This is a genomic window from Acinetobacter kanungonis (assembly GCF_009939195.1).
Taxonomy (GTDB): domain Bacteria; phylum Pseudomonadota; class Gammaproteobacteria; order Pseudomonadales; family Moraxellaceae; genus Acinetobacter; species Acinetobacter kanungonis.
The window spans coordinates 332567-350567 of sequence record NZ_JAACKC010000004.1; the positions used below are offsets into that span (position 1 = coordinate 332567).

The window sequence follows — 18001 nt, forward strand, 5'->3', positions numbered from 1 at the left end:
TTATGAAGAAAACTTAAGCTGTATGCTCAAGCACTTTCTTGAATAAATCTTTTTGCTCTTGGCTCGGCTTCGCTGTTTGCAACGCCATTAACTGAGACATATCACCTTGCACTTTAATTTTACCGGTCATGAAGGCTTGCATAGCAGCAGACATATCAAACTCTAGGAAAACTTTACGTAAAGTTTCTGCATCCATGTTTAAAGTAGTTTTGGCATTTGAAGACAAACCTTTTAAGATTCTGCCGCCATCTAAAGCCAATTCGGTATTGCCACTGGTATCTGTCACCACCAAGTTGATGGCTAAATTTGCCAATGCGGGTGGCAAATTCAAGTCCCCTGCTTGCGCAGTCAAAGTTTCCACAGTTGAAAACCAATCATCAGTTAAAAAGGCAGGCATGATGTTTCCTCAAATTTATTTGTTCATTTTCTGTCGCCTATCCAGACAACATCATAGCGAAGCTGTTTTGCTTGAAGCCTGTTATAGCACGTAAATCAAATATTGGGCTAAAGTTTTTTGTACGGACCGTTCAGTTTTTATTCTTTTTATACATGTTGAAAATCAATGAATAACAAAAGCAGACACCACTGCTACATACAGTGGTGTCTGCTGACTTTATTCTGCGGCAAAACCTAAGTTCACCATATTGATGCGCTTATTGATGCCTGGTTCTTCTTCTGTTGAACAACTTTCTTTAAAGTCAAATTCACGCTGTGAATCGAGCACTTCAAAATCGAACAGTTCACGGTCTGCCAACTGCGATGGAGAAACGTTCTGCAAAGCACCAAAAATGCTGTGCAAGCGCTTCGGATGCTCTTTGTCCCATGCACGTAGCATATCATTCAACATCGCGCGTTGCAGGTTTTCCTGCGAACCGCACAAATTACAAGGAATGATTGGGAACTGACGCATTTCTGCATATTTAATAATGTCTTTTTCTTCCACATACGCCAGTGGACGAATCAAGATGTTCTTTTTATCCGTAGATAATAATTTTGGTGGCATCGCTTTCAAGCTGCCGCCATGGAACAAGTTTAGGAAGAAGGTCGCTAAGATATCATCACGGTGATGTCCAAGTGCCACTTTGGTCGCCCCAATCTCTTGCGCGAAGCCATACAATGAACCACGACGTAAACGTGAACACACCGCGCAGTAAGTTTTCCCTTCTGGGGTTAACTTTTTCGTGATGCTATAGGTGTCTTTTTCCAAAATATAATAAGGAATGTTATTTTCTTCTAAATAACGCGGTAATACATCTTCAGGGAAACCTGGTTGCTTTTGGTCTAGATTTACTGCAACCACGTCAAAGTTAATCGGTGCAATACGTTTAAACTGCAATAAGATATCCAGCAAGGTATAACTGTCTTTACCACCAGAAATACAGACCATAACCTTATCGCCCTCTTCGATCATTTTAAAATCACGAATGGCATGACCGACTTGGCGGCGCAGCTTTTTCAGCAAACGATAATAGGCAGAGCTGGTTGGGAGTTCTGGCTTGAAATTAAACCCTTGTTCGGACTCAACTGGCGAGTACATAGACACGATTAACCCATAAATAAAAATACCGCGCAATTTTATCCGATTCGCCAAGCAATCGCATCTAAAGAATGTAAATTCTCATGAACAATCCGACTTGTCATTTTCCCGTCTTGCAGATCAGGTAAATTTGAACGTTGCAGTTCATTTTTTAGCCCAAATGCTTATCTTTTGGACTTTTCCACAGTTGTCCACAAAAGCTGTGGATAACTTTGTGGATTTCAAAACACTTGACAGGTGATTCTTCCCATAGTTTAAGGCTTCTATTTAAATTGATCATTTTTTGATCAATTTTATTATTAATAAATATCAGTGACTTATCATAGTCAAGCAATCCTGATTAAAAAAAAATTAAATTTTTTTTTGATTATTAAGTCCACAATTAAACTTGATTTTTACAAAGTCGTGAAAAATAAAATTCGGCAAGGCTTTTTAAGCCGTATTTTTTTGCTAAACTGATGATGACTGTTTGGGGACAGATAAACTGATAAAAATGAAAAATAAATGGCATCACTTGCAAGCTTACCTTCTTGGCTGTGCGTCTATCGTACTGATCAGCCCTGTCTGTGTGGCTGGGGAAACCATTTATCAGCTAACTGAATCGAATGGTACAACCCTGCTGACCAATAAAAAAAGTAAATATAGTCATCTCAAAGTCGAAAAGAAGACTTATTACCCTGACAGTAATATGCACAGCTATAGCAACTGGGGCAGTTCAGAATCTTCAGTTTTGCCCAGTTATAGTCGTAATCGCAATGCATTTGATGCCATGATTCGCCAAGCCGCTCAAACACATGGTGTTTCGGAAGGTCTCATTAAAGCAGTGATGCATACTGAATCTGGCTTTAACGTCAATGCACGTTCACCTGTCGGTGCACAAGGGCTAATGCAACTAATGCCTGCAACTGCACGTCGCTTTAATGTCGCAAATGCTTATGATCCGCAGCAAAACATCATGGGGGGTGCCAAATATTTAAGCTGGTTACTCAAACGCTTTAATGGCAATACGTCACTGGCGCTCGCTGCATATAATGCTGGCGAAGGCAATGTCGATAAATACGGTGGCATTCCTCCCTTTAAAGAAACTCAAGACTATGTACGTCGTGTCAGCAGTCGTTATAGCAACCTATATTCAGGTGGCCTGATCAGTAGTGGCAGCAGTTCAGGGCAAGTCCTTGCGCAGTCCGTCAACTACACCCCACCAGCTCAAACGGAATCTCTTCCGAGCACACCTTCAAGAAATAGCAGCCAGCGTCAAATTATAATGGCCGCAGATGGCAGTTATACCGATGCCCCAAGATCTGGGAGTTACTCCACAGAACATGCGTCGGCATCTGCACGAATTTATTGAAGTGAAATTCGTTATTTTTTGCGTCTAATTACGTTTTTTTCTTGAATTTTTGCACTATTCACCGCATATTGATCCTGATGATTTATAAGTTATAAATCAGATTATATTTCTATATTAAGAGGATTTTCTCAATGATGCGGATTGGTTTGTTCTTGCTAACCAACCTCGCGGTACTGGTTGTAGCTGGCATTATTTTGTCACTCTTCGGTGTCGGTAGTTACCATGGCGCGGGTGGCTTGAATCTAGGCAACCTTTTAGTCGTCTGTTTCGTGTTTGGTATGGTTGGCTCTTTAGTGTCTCTGTTCATGTCGAAATGGATGGCGAAAAAAACAACTGGCACTGAACTTATTGACCCTAATGCTCCACGTAGCCAAGCAGAAGTTTGGTTGCTACAAACAGTTGCGGAATTGTCTCAACGCGCTGGTATTAAAATGCCAGAAGTGGGTATTTTCCCATCTTACCAATCCAATGCATTTGCAACGGGTTGGAATAAAAATGATGCGCTCGTTGCTGTTTCGACAGGTCTACTTGAGCGTATGAACAAAGATGAATTACGTGCAGTACTGGCTCACGAAATTGGTCACGTTGCCAATGGTGATATGGTGACACTGGCATTGATTCAAGGTGTCGTGAATGCCTTCGTGATGTTCTTTGCGCGTGTAGTTGGTGATTTCATCGACCGTAACGTTTTCGGTCGTGAAGATGGCGAAGCACCAGGCTTGGCTTACTTCGGGATTACCATTGTACTGGATATCGTATTTGGTATTTTAGCGTCTGCCATCGTGATGTGGTTCTCGCGTCATCGTGAATACCGTGCCGATGAAGCAGGTGCACGTTTAGCAGGTAAACAAGCCATGATCTCTGCGCTACTCCGTTTACAAGCAGAATCTGAACTTCCAGACCAAATGCCGAAAGAAATGAAAGCATTCTCAATTGCGGAAGGTAAAGAACAAGGCTTTAGCTTAGCAGCCTTATTCCAAACCCACCCATCGATTGAACAACGTGTAGCAGCCTTACATCAATTAGACTGCGCATAAGTTTAAAGATTCAAAAAAGCCTCCGACATGGAGGCTTTTTTTATTGACTCATTGATTTAATCACCCATTTTGAAACCACGACCATACTGCGGTAAAGCCATACCAAGAGGCCACGAACAGCAAAACAATCACCATCAGACCAATCAAATCGGGAATATGTAACCACAGCCAAGCAATCACAGGCTGTCGCCAAAATGCTGAAGACTGCTGCTTCTGTTCTAACTTTTCATGCAAATAAGGATGTTCAACATGTTTCGTATCGCGGATCTGATACTCTTCACGAATATGCTCATGCACAATATCCAGTGCTTTACGGCTCGGACGAATAAAGATATCAAATACGGTGCCTGCAATCGGAATAAAGCCCACTACCAGATCCATAGCTGCGAGTTTATACACCACATTTAATTTATGCTGCGGCACCCCGATTTGCTTGGCTTTATATACCGCATAACAGGTTAAGGCAAAGCCTGCAATGTCACCTGCCACTGGGATGGTCCCTAAAGCCGCATCTGCCCCTACCCCTTGCTTGGTAAATGGAATACGTATCAGTGAATCCATCAGATTGGAATATTTCGCTAAATCACGCTCTAAACGAATCACTTCTTGTGGTGTTTTTCTTGTCGATAAAGGCTGCTCAGGCATATGTCTGTCGATAGGCAGTTGATTTCACTACAGCTTAAAGCATTTTGATTGTTGAATAAGTAACAAAGGGTTATTCAAAACTATGGGGCATTTCAATCTCAGATCAACCGTCTCACTTACTCAAGTACCTTCAACCCGAAATCACACACATCTCATTTCAGATCGAGGCTTATCCTGAAACCATTTTCAAGATAAGCATCTTCATGCGGTCAATCATCCAAGCTAAGCCATCAATTTAGCGTAAAACACTAAAACTTCATCACTTATAGAGATTTAGCCTCAGATGACTTCCCAGCAAAAAGCGAACGAATCAGGACATACATAAAAGGAATAAAAATCAGCACCAGAACCGTACCAAAAATCACACCACCCAGAACACTAACCCCAATTTCCTGACGACTTGCCGCCCCCGCACCGAAGGCAAAGACCAATGGAATCACGCCTGCTCCAAAAGCCAGAGAAGTCATCAAAATTGGACGCAAGCGCAGGCTCGCACCTTCCATCGCGGCCTGCATCACCGTTAAACCACGTGTTTGCGCCATAGAGGCAAACTCCACAATCAAAATGGCATTTTTACACGACAAACCAATGGTGGTGAGTAAGGCGATCTGGAAGTAAATATCATTCGGAAAACCTGTCCATGCACTAAACAGAATATTGCCCCCAATCCCCAAAGGAATGGCACTCATCACTGCCGTAGGTATCGTCCAGCTCTCATATAAAGCCGCCAGACATAAGAAAATAAATCCAATCGAAACCAGATATAACCATAAAGCTTGATGGCTGGATTTTTGCTCCTGAAGTGATAGCCCGCTCCATGCCAAATCTATATCAGGCTGCTGTTCGACTAACTTCTGAATGTCTCCCATCGCAACACCTGAACTGACATGCTTGGCAGTGTCGGCTTCCATTTCCAGTGCGGTATAGCCCATAAAACGTTTCACCACCTCGGGGCCACCACCCCAATTCACATTGGCAAAACTCGCGAAAGACACCATCTGATTGGCATCATTACGGACATACCATTGCTGTAAATCTTCGGGTTTGGCACGGAATTCAGCATCGCCCTGCATCATCACCCGTTTCACCCGCCCACGGTCAATAAAATCATTCACATAAGCCCCGCCCCACGCTGCGGATAAGGTACTGTTAATTGCCGATTGCGACAGGCCTAAAGCCATGGCTTGTTTTTGGTCAATCTTGACTTGTAACTCGGCCTTGTCAGGATTGGCCTTGTTATCTAAGTTCTCAAAACTCTTATACTGCTCTGCTGCACTTTGTAGCTTTTTAAATTCGGCATCTAAAAACTGACGCCCATTGCCATTAATATCGCGGATCCAGAACTCCAAACCATCGGTTTGCCCCAACCCACTTACCGATGCAGGCATGTTCACCATGATCTTGGCATTGCGGCTCTGACGGAAATGCTGCATCGCGCGTTCTCGTATGGCTTGAGCGGAGTTGGATTGACTACTCCGTTCATCCCAGTGCTTCAATGCAATAAAACCCTGACCTAAATTCTGCCCAGTGCCTGAATAATTACGTCCATAACGCACCATCACCAAATTGACATTGTCTTTTTCTTGAGTCAGGAAATATTGACGAATTTCTTCCCCCACTTCGCGACTTTTAGACATCGGCGCGCCATTGATCAGCTCAAACTGCACGCTCAACATGCCCTGATCTTCACTCGGAATAAAGCTGGTCGGTAAGGCACGATAGAACACGGCGAACACGGCGATTAACGCAGTAAAGACCACCAAGCTGATCCGCTTATGCTTCATGGTCAATTGCGTCAATTTAAGATAATGAGTTTTTAACTGCTCCAATTTTTGATTAAACCACAGCGCCCATTTTTTCTGTTTAAGGCTTGGCTGTAGGATTAGGGCACATAGCGCAGGTGTTAATACCAAAGCCACCATAAGCGACAAGGCCATTGCAGCAACCAGCGTGATGGAGAACTGCCGATAAATAACCCCTGTAGAGCCACCAAAAAATGCCATGGGAATAAAGACCGCGGTCAGTACCAAGGTAATGCCAACGAGTGCTCCGCTAATCTCCTGCATCGATTCGACTGCGGCATCTTTGGCCGAGAGTTGTTGCTCATGCATCAGACGCTCAACATTTTCGACCACCACAATTGCATCATCCACCAGCAACCCAATCGCCAAAACCAAGGCAAACAAGGTCAATGTATTAATGCTCATCCCGAGGGCGTACAGCACCGCCATGGTTCCCAAAATCACCACAGGTACGGTAATGGCCGGAATTAAAGTGGCACGCCAATTCTGTAAAAACAGGAACATCACGATAATTACTAAAAGCACCGCTTCAAACAGGGTCTTCACCACTTCCTTAATAGATTCCTGCACAAACGGCGTATTGTCCCGTGGGTAAACAATTTTATAACCCGCTGGTAATTTACTGGATAAATGCTCCACTTCAGCTTTAATCAAGGCAGAGGTCGCCAGAGCATTGGCACCTGAAGATAGAGAGATCCCCATGCCTGCGGAAGGATAGCCATTAATGGTATTAAAGGATTGATAGTTTTCCGCACCCAGTTCAATGCGCGCCACATCCTTTAAAAAAACAAAACTCCCATCTCGATTCGACTTGACAATAATCTGTTCAAATTCAGGTACGGTTTTCAGACGTGAGCCTGAGGTCACTTTGGCATTTAGATATTGATGCTCGACTGTTGGTAAATCCCCAATGCCCCCCGCAGCCACTTGGGTATTCTGTGCTTCTATCGCTGCACGAATATCAGACGGCATTAAACTATATTGCTTCAGCTTGGCTGGATTGAGCCAGATACGCATGGCATATTGTGAACCAAAGACATCGACTTCACCGACTCCTTCAATACGGGCAATGTCCTGTTCCAAATGCGTCATCATGTAGTCGGACAATTCAATATTATCGCTACGACCTGAGGCATCATATAAGCCAATCACCATATGGGTATCACCCAGTGACTTATACACATTCACGCCTTGACGTTGCACATCTTCTGGTAAACGGCTGACCACACCATTAATCGCATTTTGTACCTGAACCTGAGCAGTATCTGGGTCTGTCCCATTATCAAAACTGATGCTAATTCGACTGCGTCCAGAAGAATCACTACTAGAACTAAAGTACAGGAGATGATCAATACCTTTAATTTGCTGTTCAAGAACTTGCGTGACACTTTCTTCAACGGCTTCTGCAGCCGCGCCTGTATAAGTGGCGCTCACGGTAATTCGCGGTGGTGCAATGTCGGGATAACGTTCAACAGGCAGATTCAGAACGGAAAAAAGCCCCAAAGCCATGACAATAATTGCAAGAACACCTGCGAAAATGGGACGTTGTATAAAAAACTTAGACAACATAGGTCTGCGCCACTTATCTAGAAGAAGTAAAAAGGAAGAGTCGAAAAAACTAGCAAATTTGTGTTGATATTCAATGACTCAACTTTAAAACACAATCATTATTAACATAGTTACGGATGTATTGATCAATTATGGAGAAATTGTGAAGATGAGGTTCGGCTTCAATTACTATCCATCTCATCAAGTGATAAGCTGAAATACTGAATTTTGCAGGGACATCTTTCTGCTATAACCACTCTCTCTGGATTTTGAATGATTCAAAGTCGATGAAAAAGCATTCTTGTTGGCTCAAATAAATTGCCACTTTTGGCGCATTTGCTGAGCAAAAATCCATGTTAAACTTTGTAACTTAGAACTCGGTATTTTTAAGCCGACTTTAATGTTTTAGCGCTATTCTTCACTTATCTGAAACGACTTAATCCATCATGAGCGAATATTCTCCCCTCAAAGGTAAAACTGGTCTAAAACGTATTTTAAATGCGACCAGCTATTCAATGGCGGGCTTTAAAGCCGCTTTCCAGCATGAAGCGGCTTTTCGACAAATTATTTATATTAATCTGGTACTGATTCCGATTACTTTTTTCCTCGATGTCAGTCGCAGTGAACAAGCCGTTCTGATCGCGGTTTGTTTATTGGCAATCATTGTCGAACTTTTTAACTCTGCCTTGGAAGCCATTGTTGATCGTGTTTCTTTAGAACGGCATCCGCTTTCTAAAAATGCCAAAGACATGGGCAGTGCAGCGCAATTCGTCGCCCTAAGCATTATTGCCATAACCTGGGGACTGATTTTATTGGCTTAAGCTGTAATTAAGGGATATGTTCAAAATCTAGGGTTAAGCCTGCCAATAGACGAAATAACTCAACTTGGGTGGAGCAATGGGTTTTGGCAAAAATATATTTGATATAGGTGCGCACGGAACTCAATGTCAGTGAACACTCTACGGCAATTGCCTCGAGGTTGTATCCATTCACAAACAGTTCACAAATTTTGATTTCACGTTGTGACAACTGATAGTGCTGTTTTAAAAACTCATGTGCCAGTTGGTACTGCTTATCTGGCTCGGTCAAAAACACGGCAACTTTCTGTTCCATCACCTGCTCATTCAGCATCTTTTGCCAAACACTGGAAAAGGGCACCACACTAAGCATCAATGGTTGCGACTTTTTACTGAGTCGGATCGGCAGTACTCCACCAGCCTGTGCATCCGCATGCGTCTCATTTGAAACATCTTGAAAAAGTGCACTGGCAATGTATTGTTCTAATTTGGCTTGATCTGCACTGGTTGCTTTAAGTCGGTTAAAATGGTCTAGGCTGAGTTCTTGGTGAGTTTCTAAAATAGCTTGTGCCTTGGCATTGGAATAGACCAGACTGGCATTGGCATCCAATAAAATCACACCCGTTTTTAATGCATCAAATAGCTTATATAAATCCAGATTTTCCTGTTGTACCAAACTGAACTGACGGTGAATTTGTAAGGCACGTCGAAAATGTTTGGCTAATCTTTTTAATAGTTCCGTTTCTGGTTTTGCATACATCGGGACACTGTCTGCCCGATGAATCCCCAAGACTGCCCAGCGATATTGCCCCGTTTCCAAAAGAATACCTTGTGCTGAACCAATCCCTGAAGGGGCTACACATTTTTCATAAAAGCTATATTCATCACTGCCCTGTCGAGCTGCATAAGCGGTCCAGTCTAACACTACAGGTTCCCCTAGCCCTTGCTGCTTCAAAATCGGTGCATGCAGTTGCATATCGATCATTTGAATTTTTTCATCGTGATAGGCAGCTAAAGCGGCTTCGGAAATGTTATGAGTAAAGGTGAAATTGAATTTTGGATTGAGCTGATCAATGGCGGTAAAAATAGCACTTTGACTGCCCGTATAGTGCACCAGCCGAATCAGAACTTGCTGCCATAACTCAGGATGCATGGTCGCTTCATAAATCATTTCGACCATTTCATGTTCTTGCTCCATTTCCCTCTCCCCAGAAGCAAAAAAGACTGATTAATCACCTTAATGATTTGTTTTTTATAATTTATTCTTAATGAATATTTTTCTGACTCAATTATACCGACAAAAATAAAAAAATCCCCACAAAAAGTGGGGATTTTTTAGATTGGTAAAGCTAAGCTGATGATTACATCATGCCGCCCATACCACCCATGCCGCCCATATCAGGCATCGCAGGTTTGTCTTCTGGGATTTCAGTGATCATACATTCAGTCGTCAACATTAAACCAGCAACAGAAGCCGCGTGCTCAAGTGCAGAACGCGTTACTTTAGCAGGGTCAAGAATACCCATTTCTAACATGTCGCCATACTGAGAAGTTGCAGCGTTATAACCGAAGTTACCTTCACCATTTTTCACAGCATTGATGACAACTGAAGGCTCATCACCAGCATTGGCAACGATTTGACGAAGAGGCGCTTCGATCGCACGACGTAAAATGTTGATACCCACATTTTGATCATCATTTGCACCCGTTACACCGTCAAGCGCAGCTGCTGCACGTACCAGCGCAACACCACCACCCGCAACAACACCTTCTTCAACCGCAGCACGAGTTGCATGAAGCGCATCGTCAACACGGTCTTTCTTCTCTTTCATTTCAACTTCAGTCGCAGCACCGATTTTAATCACTGCAACACCGCCTGCTAATTTAGCAACGCGTTCTTGAAGTTTTTCTTTGTCGTATTCAGAGGTAGATTCTTCAATTTGAGCACGGATTTGAGTCACACGCTCAGAGATTTGAGCTGCATCACCAGCACCATCCACAATTACAGTGTTTTCTTTAGATACCGTGATTTTGTGTGCAGTACCTAAATCTTGAAGAGAAGCTTGCTCTAAAGACATGCCTACTTCTTCAGAAATTACAGTCGCGCCAGTTAAGATTGCGATGTCTTGAAGCATTGCTTTACGGCGATCACCAAAGCCAGGTGCTTTAACCGCACATACTTTAATAATGCCGCGCATGTTGTTCACTACAAGCGTCGCTAACGCTTCACCTTCAACATCTTCAGCGATGATTAAAAGTGGTTTGCCAGTTTTAGCAACTGCTTCTAAAACAGTGATCAATTCACGAATGTTGCTGATTTTTTTGTCAACCAACAAGATGAACGGGTTTTCTAATTCAGCTGTTAAGGTGTCTTGTTTGTTCGCGAAGTATGGAGAGATATAACCGCGGTCAAACTGCATACCTTCAACAACGTCAAGCGCGTCTTCAAAACCTGAACCTTCTTCAACAGTGATTACGCCTTCTTTACCAACGCGTTCCATTGCTTGAGCAATGAGTTTACCTACTGTTTCATCAGAGTTTGCAGAAATCGAACCCACTTGCTCAATCGCTTTAGTATCAGATGCAGGTTTAGCCGTTGCTTTAATGTCTGCAACGACTGCACGTACAGCGATGTCGATACCACGTTTCAAGTCCATTGGGTTCATACCCGCAGTTACTGATTTGATACCTTCATTTAAAATCGCTTGTGCAAGTACAGTTGCAGTCGTTGTACCGTCACCTGCGATGTCATTAGTTTTGCTAGACACTTCACGTACAAGTTGAGCACCCATATTTTCAAACTTGTCTTTTAACGTGATTTCTTTCGCAACAGATACACCATCTTTAGTGATGTGCGGCGCACCGAAAGAACGGTCGATCACAACGTTACGGCCTTTAGGACCTAAAGTTACTTTTACAGCATCTGCAAGTACGTTAACGCCTGCAATCATTTTTGAGCGAGCTGAATCACCAAATTTTACGTCTTTAGCTGACATTTATAGACTCCGAAATATTTTAATCTTTACTAATCTGATATTGAACGAGTAAGGACGAATTAGCCTTCTAAAACAGCTAAAATGTCAGACTCTTTCATGATAAGAAGTTCTTCACCTTGTACTTTTACAGTTGTACCTGCATAAGTACCGAACAATACTTTATCGCCAACTTTTACGTCTAAAGCGCGAACACCGTTGTCCGTGATTTGACCATTACCTACAGCAATAATTTCACCTTGTGCTGGCTTTTCAGCTGCAGAACCTGGCAATAAGATACCGCCAGCGGTTTTCGTTTCTTCTTCAACACGACGAATAACTACGCGATCATGTAATGGACGAATGTTGCTCATAAATAACTCCATCAGACTAAGTCTATTAAGATGACTGATGACGACTTATTTATTCCTTTGGTCATCATCAAAATGAATTTAGATGACACTTTTGTGGGGATGGAAAAGAGCGCTTCAAGGGCTGCATTTAAAAAAAAGCATCTTTTTTGTATTTTTTTTATCCATTGCGAAAGATTCGTTGTTTAATTCATCAAACTAGAGCAACTCAAATCGCGCTTGCTGCAAATTAAATTGATAATGTCGGACATCGGCCTGCGTATTAATCACATTAAAACTGTTGCTCAACGCATGGTGTAAACGATACGAGGTTGCCGTTCCTGCATGTATATCCAAGACTGGATGCCCAACACCCAAATGATATAAAGAGTTTAAATCGAACACTGCCGATTGATGTAGATGACCATGCAATAAGGCCTTTAAGCCACTCTGACTCCAGACTTCCAGTGCCATCCGCCCCAGTAAAGGACAATCTTTAATGCCATGCGGATCATCTGGTGGGGTATAAAACGGCTGATGTGCTGCAATGATTTTGATTTTATCTGCAGGTGCCTGTTTTAAAATCTGATCAATCTGCTGGATTTGCTCCAAGGAAATATGCCCCCGCGTATGGTAACGGCGACGAATACTGTTTACCCCAATCACATAAAAATGCTCAGTTTCTAGGGTCATTTCCATATTGCCGAAAAACAGTTGGTAACGGGTAAAGGGATTAAAGATCCGATCCCAGACATGGTACAGCGGAATGTCATGATTGCCTGGTACCACCAAATATGGGCAATTCAAACTGTCCAAAAATTGTTTACAGTGAAAAAACTCACGATAACGTGCGCGCTGGGTTAAATCACCACTGACCACCACCAACTCAGGTTGCTGTCCACGGCAAAATTCCTGAATGGCTGTCAGACACGCAGGGCGCTCTGTACCAAAATGCAGATCAGACAGATGCAGCAGCATAAGGCACCATCATATTGACTGCATTTTTTTGCACTGAAATATGTAAAGGCGGACGCATTTCCACAATTTCACCATCAATTGCTACAGTGAGTTTATCGCGTCGGGAATAGACGTTTACCTCATCTGCGGAAAAACTATAAACATTCGGTGCTTTTTCTAGCTGACCACGGATCAACTGTAAAAGCATACGAAATAGCGTCAGCTTATCACTTTTTGCAACCACCACACCTGCAACTTGCCCCTGCTCTGCGCATTTGGCAATCCGCAATTTCATTTCTTCTAACTGCAACTGATTATTGCCAAAAAAGATGAGCGGTGTTTTCACAGGATACGTTTTTCCATCGACCTCAACTTCAAGTTTTAACTCTTTACGGTCTCGGATCAGCACTGCCAAACCCGAAGTATAAGCATGCAAAGGAAAACGCCCGAACTTGGCATTGTACTGTTCACGACGTTGAATAAATAAAGGATATAAACCTAAGCTTGCATTGTTTAAGTAAATTTGATCATTAATTTTTGCGACATGAATCGGGCGTTGTTGCCCCGTGGCAATCACAGCTGCGGCTTGCATAATCTCAAGCGGAATATTTAACACCCGAGCAACATAATTGAATGTGCCTAAAGGAAGAATCCCTAAAGGAATATTGCTGCCCATCAACGCTTTCGCAACCGCGTTTAAGGTGCCATCTCCCCCAGCGGCAACTATGACCCCTTTAGCATCTGCAAATTGATGACGTTGAATAATTGATTGCATCAAAGCAGGAAAATCTTTTTGTTCACCCAGCTCGAAAGCCTGAATTTCAAAACCGTGTTCAGTGAAATATGTCAGCAATTGTTCGTAGACTTCTTCTTTATTGCTGGCATGAAAACCAGAGCGTGCATTGTAAATAATGGAGAGAGGTTTTAAAGTCATGCAAGCGATTCACTTCTATGAAGTATTTGCTCTAATTTTGTCCAATTTATCATCAATTAACAATGCCCTTATGCAAAATTCAAATTACCACCATTTATTTAATCAATAATAATTCTCATAAAAAAAATACTCATAAGTTATTGTAAATAAATAAAATAATTAAAATAAATGACCCTCATAAACAAAATAAATATAAAGATTAATTCAACTCAACAAATTTAAATAATTGATTTATATAATAAAAACTAAAGTCCAATACAAATTATCAATAGCTACAAGTAGATAGGGGTGTCTTATTTTTTTCATCATTTTGTGCTTTAATACTGCCACTTTTTTTTACTTTCATCTAGGTAACCTGATTACTTAGATTGTACTTTGTGCAAAATTTGTACACTTTTAAGATAGGCCTCACCATGACCCAAGTGAACGCACCAGAATTCGTTCGTCACCCTAAGCTTATTGCATGGGTTGAAGAAATTGCGAAATTAACCAAACCAGCAAAGATTGAATGGTGTGACGGCAGCGAAGAAGAATATCAACGTCTTATCGACTTGATGATCGCTAACGGCACTATGCAAGCTTTAAACCAAGAAAAACACCCTGGTTCTTATCTTGCAAATTCTGACCCTTCTGACGTTGCTCGTGTTGAAGGTCGTACTTATATCTGTTCTGAAAAAGAAGAAGATGCCGGTGCGACAAACAACTGGGAAGCTCCTGCAGAAATGCGCGCTCGTTTAAATGGTTTATTTGACGGTGCTATGCAAGGTCGTACAATGTACGTTGTTCCTTTCTCTATGGGTCCTTTGGGCAGCCACATTGCACACATTGGTATCGAATTAACAGACTCTCCTTACGTTGCCGTAAGCATGTCTAAAATGGCACGTATGGGTAAAGCCGTTTATGACGTTCTTGGCACTGATGGCGAGTACATCCCTTGCGTACACACAGTAGGTGCTCCGCTTGCTGAAGGTGAAAAAGACGTTGCATGGCCATGCAACCCTGAAAAATATATCGTACATTACCCAGAAACTCGTGAGATTTGGTCTTACGGTTCTGGCTACGGCGGCAACGCATTATTGGGTAAAAAATGCTTAGCTCTCCGTATTGCATCTGCAATGGGTCGTGAACAAGGTTGGTTAGCAGAACACATGCTGATCCTTGGCGTGACTAATCCACAAGGTGAAAAACACTACATCGCAGCAGCATTCCCTTCTGCATGTGGTAAAACCAACTTTGCTATGTTGATTCCACCAGCAGGCTACGAAGGCTGGAAAATTGAAACTGTAGGTGACGATATTGCTTGGATCAAACCAGGTGAAGATGGTCGCTTATATGCAATTAACCCAGAAGCTGGTTTCTTCGGTGTTGCACCTGGTACAAATACCAAGACTAACCCAAACTGTATGGCTACACTTCACAAAAACGTGATCTATACCAACGTTGCTGTAACTGACAATGGTGAAGTATGGTGGGAAGGCCTTTCTAAAGAAGCACCTGCAAACCTGACCAACTGGAAAGGTCAACCGCATACAGGTACTGAAAAAGCAGCTCATCCAAATGCACGCTTTACTGTTGCTGCAGGTCAATGCCCTTCTATTGACGCTGACTGGGAAAATCCAGCAGGTGTTCCAATTTCTGCGTTCATCTTCGGTGGTCGTCGTGCAGACACAGTTCCATTAATCTCAGAAGCATTTGACTGGGTTGATGGCGTGTACAAAGCTGCAACGATGGGTTCTGAAACTACTGCTGCTGCTGTTGGTCAACAAGGTATTGTTCGTCGCGATCCGTTTGCTATGCTTCCGTTCGCGGGTTACAATATGGCAGATTACTTCTCTCACTGGTTAGAACTTGGTGAAGAAGTTGAAGCGAAAGCAAAAGCTGCTGGCAACAAACTTCCTGGTATCTACAACGTGAACTGGTTCCGTCGTGATGCTGAAGGTAACTTTGTATGGCCTGGTTTCGGTCAAAACATGCGTGTTCTTGAGTGGATCATCGATCGTTGTGAAGGTCGTGCAAGCGCTGTTGAAACACCAATTGGCTTAGTACCAACTTATGAACAGTTAAACTGGACGGGTTCAGACTTCACCAAAGAACAGTTTGAGCTTGTAACTTCTCAAGATAAAGATCAATGGATCAAAGAAATTGAGAGCCACACAGAATTGTTCAATCAATTAGGTGATCGCCTACCAGCAGCACTAAAAGCGCGTCAAAACGAACTTTTAGCTGCGGTTAAAGCAGCAGTTAAGCAATCTGCTTAATTCAGCTAAAAATTAAAAAAGGTCGCATATGCGACCTTTTTTATTCTCGTCTTTTTTAATACCAACTACGCTGCCTTTTCTTGTGCACGACGCTTATGTAGCTTAATCAGATATTCATCCAATTGAGCAATCTGATCTTGGCTAAATTTCAAATAAAGTTTGCTACGGCGTTTTAAAATATCGTCACTACTCACCGCCCATTCCTGAGCCACCAGATAATCCACTTCTTGTTGATATAACCCATGTCCAAAGTGCTGCCCTAATGCCGCAATACTTTCACAGCCATTCAACATCTTCCAGACCCGCGAACCATAACCATGGATCCAGCGCTTCGCAAGTAATGGCGGCACCTCTGGAATACGCTGCTGCAACTCATCCAGCAAACGTGTCTCATCGAAAAAGTTTTCCCCACCAGGCAGTAATGCTTTTGCCGTCCAATCAGGTTTCAACTTGTGAAAGAAGGGTTTGAGTTGATGCATGGCAGATTCAGCCAATTTACGATAAGTCGTAAGCTTTCCACCATAGACTGAAAGCAGCGGCGCAGATTGCTCTTGAGAAAGCACCAAGGTGTAATCACGGGTCATGGCAGATGGATTATCCGATTCATCATCACACAAAGGACGTACACCGGAATAGGTCGAAATAATATCCTCATGGGTCAGTTGCTGCTGAAAATGACTATTCATAACCTTCAATAAGTAATCAATTTCACCTTCAGTAATTTCTACCTGATCCGCATTCCCCAAATAACGCTGGTCTGTGGTGCCAATTAAGGTGTATTCATCCAAATATGGAATCGCGAAAACAATACGTTGATCGTCATTTTGCAGAATAAAGGCCTTATCTCCCGCATAAATCTTCGGCACAATAATATGACTGCCTTGAATCAAGCGAATCATATAGGCGGCTTTCATCTGCAAGTCTTGCTGGATAAACTGAGTCACCCAAGGTCCTGCTGCATTCACCAATACTTTGGCACGCACCGTAAAGCTACTCTGTGCATTTTGTAGCTGTACCGTCCACGCATTTTGCTCGACCTGTGCAGCAAGACAACGTGTACGTGTTTGAATACTTGCGCCATGCTCACGCGCTTGCATGGCATTCGCAATCACCAGACGTGCATCATCTACAGCACAATCCGAATACTCAAATCCTTTCACTATTTCTGGCTTGAACAGACTGGTTTCTGGATCGAAATCTACCAGATTCGAGCCTGCTAACTTTTCCCGCTTACCCAAATGATCATAGAAAAACAAACCCGTCCGAATCAGCCATGCGGGACGTAAATGTGGACGGTGCGGCATAATAAAACGCATGGCACGAATTAGATGTGGTGCCTTTGCCATCAGCACTTCACGCTCCGCCAAAGCCTCTCGAACCAAGCGGAACTCTTTATGCTCTAAATAACGCAAACCACCATGGATTAATTTACTGCTGGTAGAAGACGTGTGACTGGCTAAATCATCTTTTTCACACAACAAAACAGATAAACCTCGTCCCGCAGCATCGGCAGCAATACCAACACCATTGATCCCTCCACCAATCACCACTAGGTCATATGTACGATGTTGATCCATATTCAGGTTCCTCCTATTCTGCGTGCTTTAAGCAACATTTATTTGTTATTTATTCTTTCCTCAATCCTAACAGAAAACTCAAATCCCCTGAGATGAATTGTCCAACCAAGATGGTTAAATTGAATTTTTTTGTCTCAAAAGCTTTCTCTTGCTCAGCCACCGTTGATATTCACCATCTGCCCAGCATTTATACGATTCATCACCCGGCCTAAGACTAATGTCGAATGCAGACTCAA

Annotated in this window: 14 protein-coding genes; 4 read left to right on the plus strand and 10 right to left on the minus strand. The window is 42.7% G+C overall.

Features of this window, described 5'->3' with window-relative positions; translation table 11 throughout:
- Positions 1 to 13: 13 nt before the first annotated feature.
- Complete coding sequence (locus GWK51_RS09790) at positions 14 to 397, minus strand: SCP2 sterol-binding domain-containing protein (RefSeq protein WP_142768025.1); 384 nt, start codon at positions 395 to 397, stop codon at positions 14 to 16.
- A gap of 216 nt (positions 398 to 613) precedes the next feature.
- The gene (gene ttcA / locus GWK51_RS09795; RefSeq protein WP_161933711.1) at positions 614 to 1537 is read right to left on the minus strand and encodes a tRNA 2-thiocytidine(32) synthetase TtcA; all 924 of its coding nucleotides are present in this window, start codon (positions 1535 to 1537) and stop codon (positions 614 to 616) included.
- A 493-nt stretch (positions 1538 to 2030) separates the two neighbouring features.
- Here ttcA and GWK51_RS09800 point away from each other — a divergent pair, with 493 nt between their 5' ends.
- Both GWK51_RS09800 and htpX read left to right on the plus strand, forming a co-directional pair.
- Positions 2031 to 2888: a lytic transglycosylase domain-containing protein gene (locus tag GWK51_RS09800; RefSeq protein WP_161933559.1), complete on the plus strand. Its 858-nt coding sequence runs from the start codon at positions 2031 to 2033 to the stop codon at positions 2886 to 2888.
- A gap of 131 nt (positions 2889 to 3019) precedes the next feature.
- A complete protein-coding gene (htpX, locus tag GWK51_RS09805; RefSeq protein ID WP_100243211.1) occupies positions 3020 to 3925 on the plus strand; it encodes a protease HtpX in 906 nt (301 codons plus the stop codon).
- A gap of 60 nt (positions 3926 to 3985) precedes the next feature.
- Here the strand turns inward: htpX and GWK51_RS09810 are convergent, their stop codons facing one another.
- Positions 3986 to 4570, minus strand: a complete 585-nt coding sequence (locus GWK51_RS09810; RefSeq protein ID WP_161933560.1) for a DUF4112 domain-containing protein — start codon at positions 4568 to 4570, stop codon at positions 3986 to 3988.
- 263 nt (positions 4571 to 4833) lie between these two features.
- A complete protein-coding gene (locus GWK51_RS09815) occupies positions 4834 to 7941 on the minus strand; it encodes a multidrug efflux RND transporter permease subunit (RefSeq protein ID WP_161933561.1) in 3108 nt (1035 codons plus the stop codon).
- A 425-nt stretch (positions 7942 to 8366) separates the two neighbouring features.
- On the opposite strand from GWK51_RS09815, the gene GWK51_RS09820 reads away from it, so the two are divergent.
- Positions 8367 to 8741: a diacylglycerol kinase gene (locus GWK51_RS09820; RefSeq protein ID WP_161933562.1), complete on the plus strand. Its 375-nt coding sequence runs from the start codon at positions 8367 to 8369 to the stop codon at positions 8739 to 8741.
- A 7-nt stretch (positions 8742 to 8748) separates the two neighbouring features.
- Here the strand turns inward: GWK51_RS09820 and GWK51_RS09825 are convergent, their stop codons facing one another.
- The 5 genes from GWK51_RS09825 to GWK51_RS09845 all read right to left on the minus strand — a co-directional run bounded on the left by GWK51_RS09825 (position 8749) and on the right by GWK51_RS09845 (position 13930).
- Positions 8749 to 9915 (minus strand): LuxR C-terminal-related transcriptional regulator, encoded by a 1167-nt coding sequence (locus GWK51_RS09825; protein WP_161933563.1) that lies wholly within the window; start codon positions 9913 to 9915, stop codon positions 8749 to 8751.
- 163 nt (positions 9916 to 10078) lie between these two features.
- Positions 10079 to 11713, minus strand: a complete 1635-nt coding sequence (gene groL, locus GWK51_RS09830) for a chaperonin GroEL (RefSeq protein WP_100243216.1) — start codon at positions 11711 to 11713, stop codon at positions 10079 to 10081.
- Positions 11714 to 11772: 59 nt separating this feature from the next.
- Entirely contained in the window at positions 11773 to 12063 is a 291-nt protein-coding gene (locus GWK51_RS09835; protein ID WP_016167026.1) for a co-chaperone GroES, read from the minus strand.
- Between the two features lie 195 nt (positions 12064 to 12258).
- Positions 12259 to 13017 (minus strand): metallophosphoesterase family protein, encoded by a 759-nt coding sequence (locus GWK51_RS09840; RefSeq protein WP_161933564.1) that lies wholly within the window; start codon positions 13015 to 13017, stop codon positions 12259 to 12261.
- Entirely contained in the window at positions 12998 to 13930 is a 933-nt protein-coding gene (locus tag GWK51_RS09845) for a diacylglycerol/lipid kinase family protein (RefSeq protein WP_161933565.1), read from the minus strand. Before GWK51_RS09845 ends, GWK51_RS09840 begins: the two co-directional genes overlap by 20 nt.
- 413 nt (positions 13931 to 14343) lie before the next feature.
- Between GWK51_RS09845 and GWK51_RS09850 the strand changes: the two genes are divergently transcribed.
- Positions 14344 to 16188, plus strand: a complete 1845-nt coding sequence (locus tag GWK51_RS09850; protein WP_161933566.1) for a phosphoenolpyruvate carboxykinase (GTP) — start codon at positions 14344 to 14346, stop codon at positions 16186 to 16188.
- A 65-nt stretch (positions 16189 to 16253) separates the two neighbouring features.
- Here GWK51_RS09850 and glpD read toward each other — a convergent pair whose 3' ends face one another.
- Complete coding sequence (gene glpD, locus GWK51_RS09855) at positions 16254 to 17765, minus strand: glycerol-3-phosphate dehydrogenase (protein WP_161933567.1); 1512 nt, start codon at positions 17763 to 17765, stop codon at positions 16254 to 16256.
- Positions 17766 to 18001 lie beyond the last annotated feature (236 nt).

Coding starts and splice junctions, on each gene's coding strand:
- glpD (WP_161933567.1), bottom strand. CDS start 17,765: ATGGATCAACATCGTACATATGACCTAGTGGTGATTGGTGGAGGGATC.
- GWK51_RS09825 (WP_161933563.1), bottom strand. CDS start 9,915: ATGGAGCAAGAACATGAAATGGTCGAAATGATTTATGAAGCGACCATG.
- GWK51_RS09840 (WP_161933564.1), bottom strand. CDS start 13,017: ATGCTGCTGCATCTGTCTGATCTGCATTTTGGTACAGAGCGCCCTGCG.
- GWK51_RS09820 (WP_161933562.1), top strand. CDS start 8,367: ATGAGCGAATATTCTCCCCTCAAAGGTAAAACTGGTCTAAAACGTATT.
- GWK51_RS09810 (WP_161933560.1), bottom strand. CDS start 4,570: ATGCCTGAGCAGCCTTTATCGACAAGAAAAACACCACAAGAAGTGATT.
- GWK51_RS09850 (WP_161933566.1), top strand. CDS start 14,344: ATGACCCAAGTGAACGCACCAGAATTCGTTCGTCACCCTAAGCTTATT.
- GWK51_RS09800 (WP_161933559.1), top strand. CDS start 2,031: ATGAAAAATAAATGGCATCACTTGCAAGCTTACCTTCTTGGCTGTGCG.
- GWK51_RS09815 (WP_161933561.1), bottom strand. CDS start 7,941: ATGTTGTCTAAGTTTTTTATACAACGTCCCATTTTCGCAGGTGTTCTT.
- htpX (WP_100243211.1), top strand. CDS start 3,020: ATGATGCGGATTGGTTTGTTCTTGCTAACCAACCTCGCGGTACTGGTT.
- GWK51_RS09845 (WP_161933565.1), bottom strand. CDS start 13,930: ATGACTTTAAAACCTCTCTCCATTATTTACAATGCACGCTCTGGTTTT.
- GWK51_RS09835 (WP_016167026.1), bottom strand. CDS start 12,063: ATGAGCAACATTCGTCCATTACATGATCGCGTAGTTATTCGTCGTGTT.
- groL (WP_100243216.1), bottom strand. CDS start 11,713: ATGTCAGCTAAAGACGTAAAATTTGGTGATTCAGCTCGCTCAAAAATG.
- GWK51_RS09790 (WP_142768025.1), bottom strand. CDS start 397: ATGCCTGCCTTTTTAACTGATGATTGGTTTTCAACTGTGGAAACTTTG.
- ttcA (WP_161933711.1), bottom strand. CDS start 1,537: ATGTACTCGCCAGTTGAGTCCGAACAAGGGTTTAATTTCAAGCCAGAA.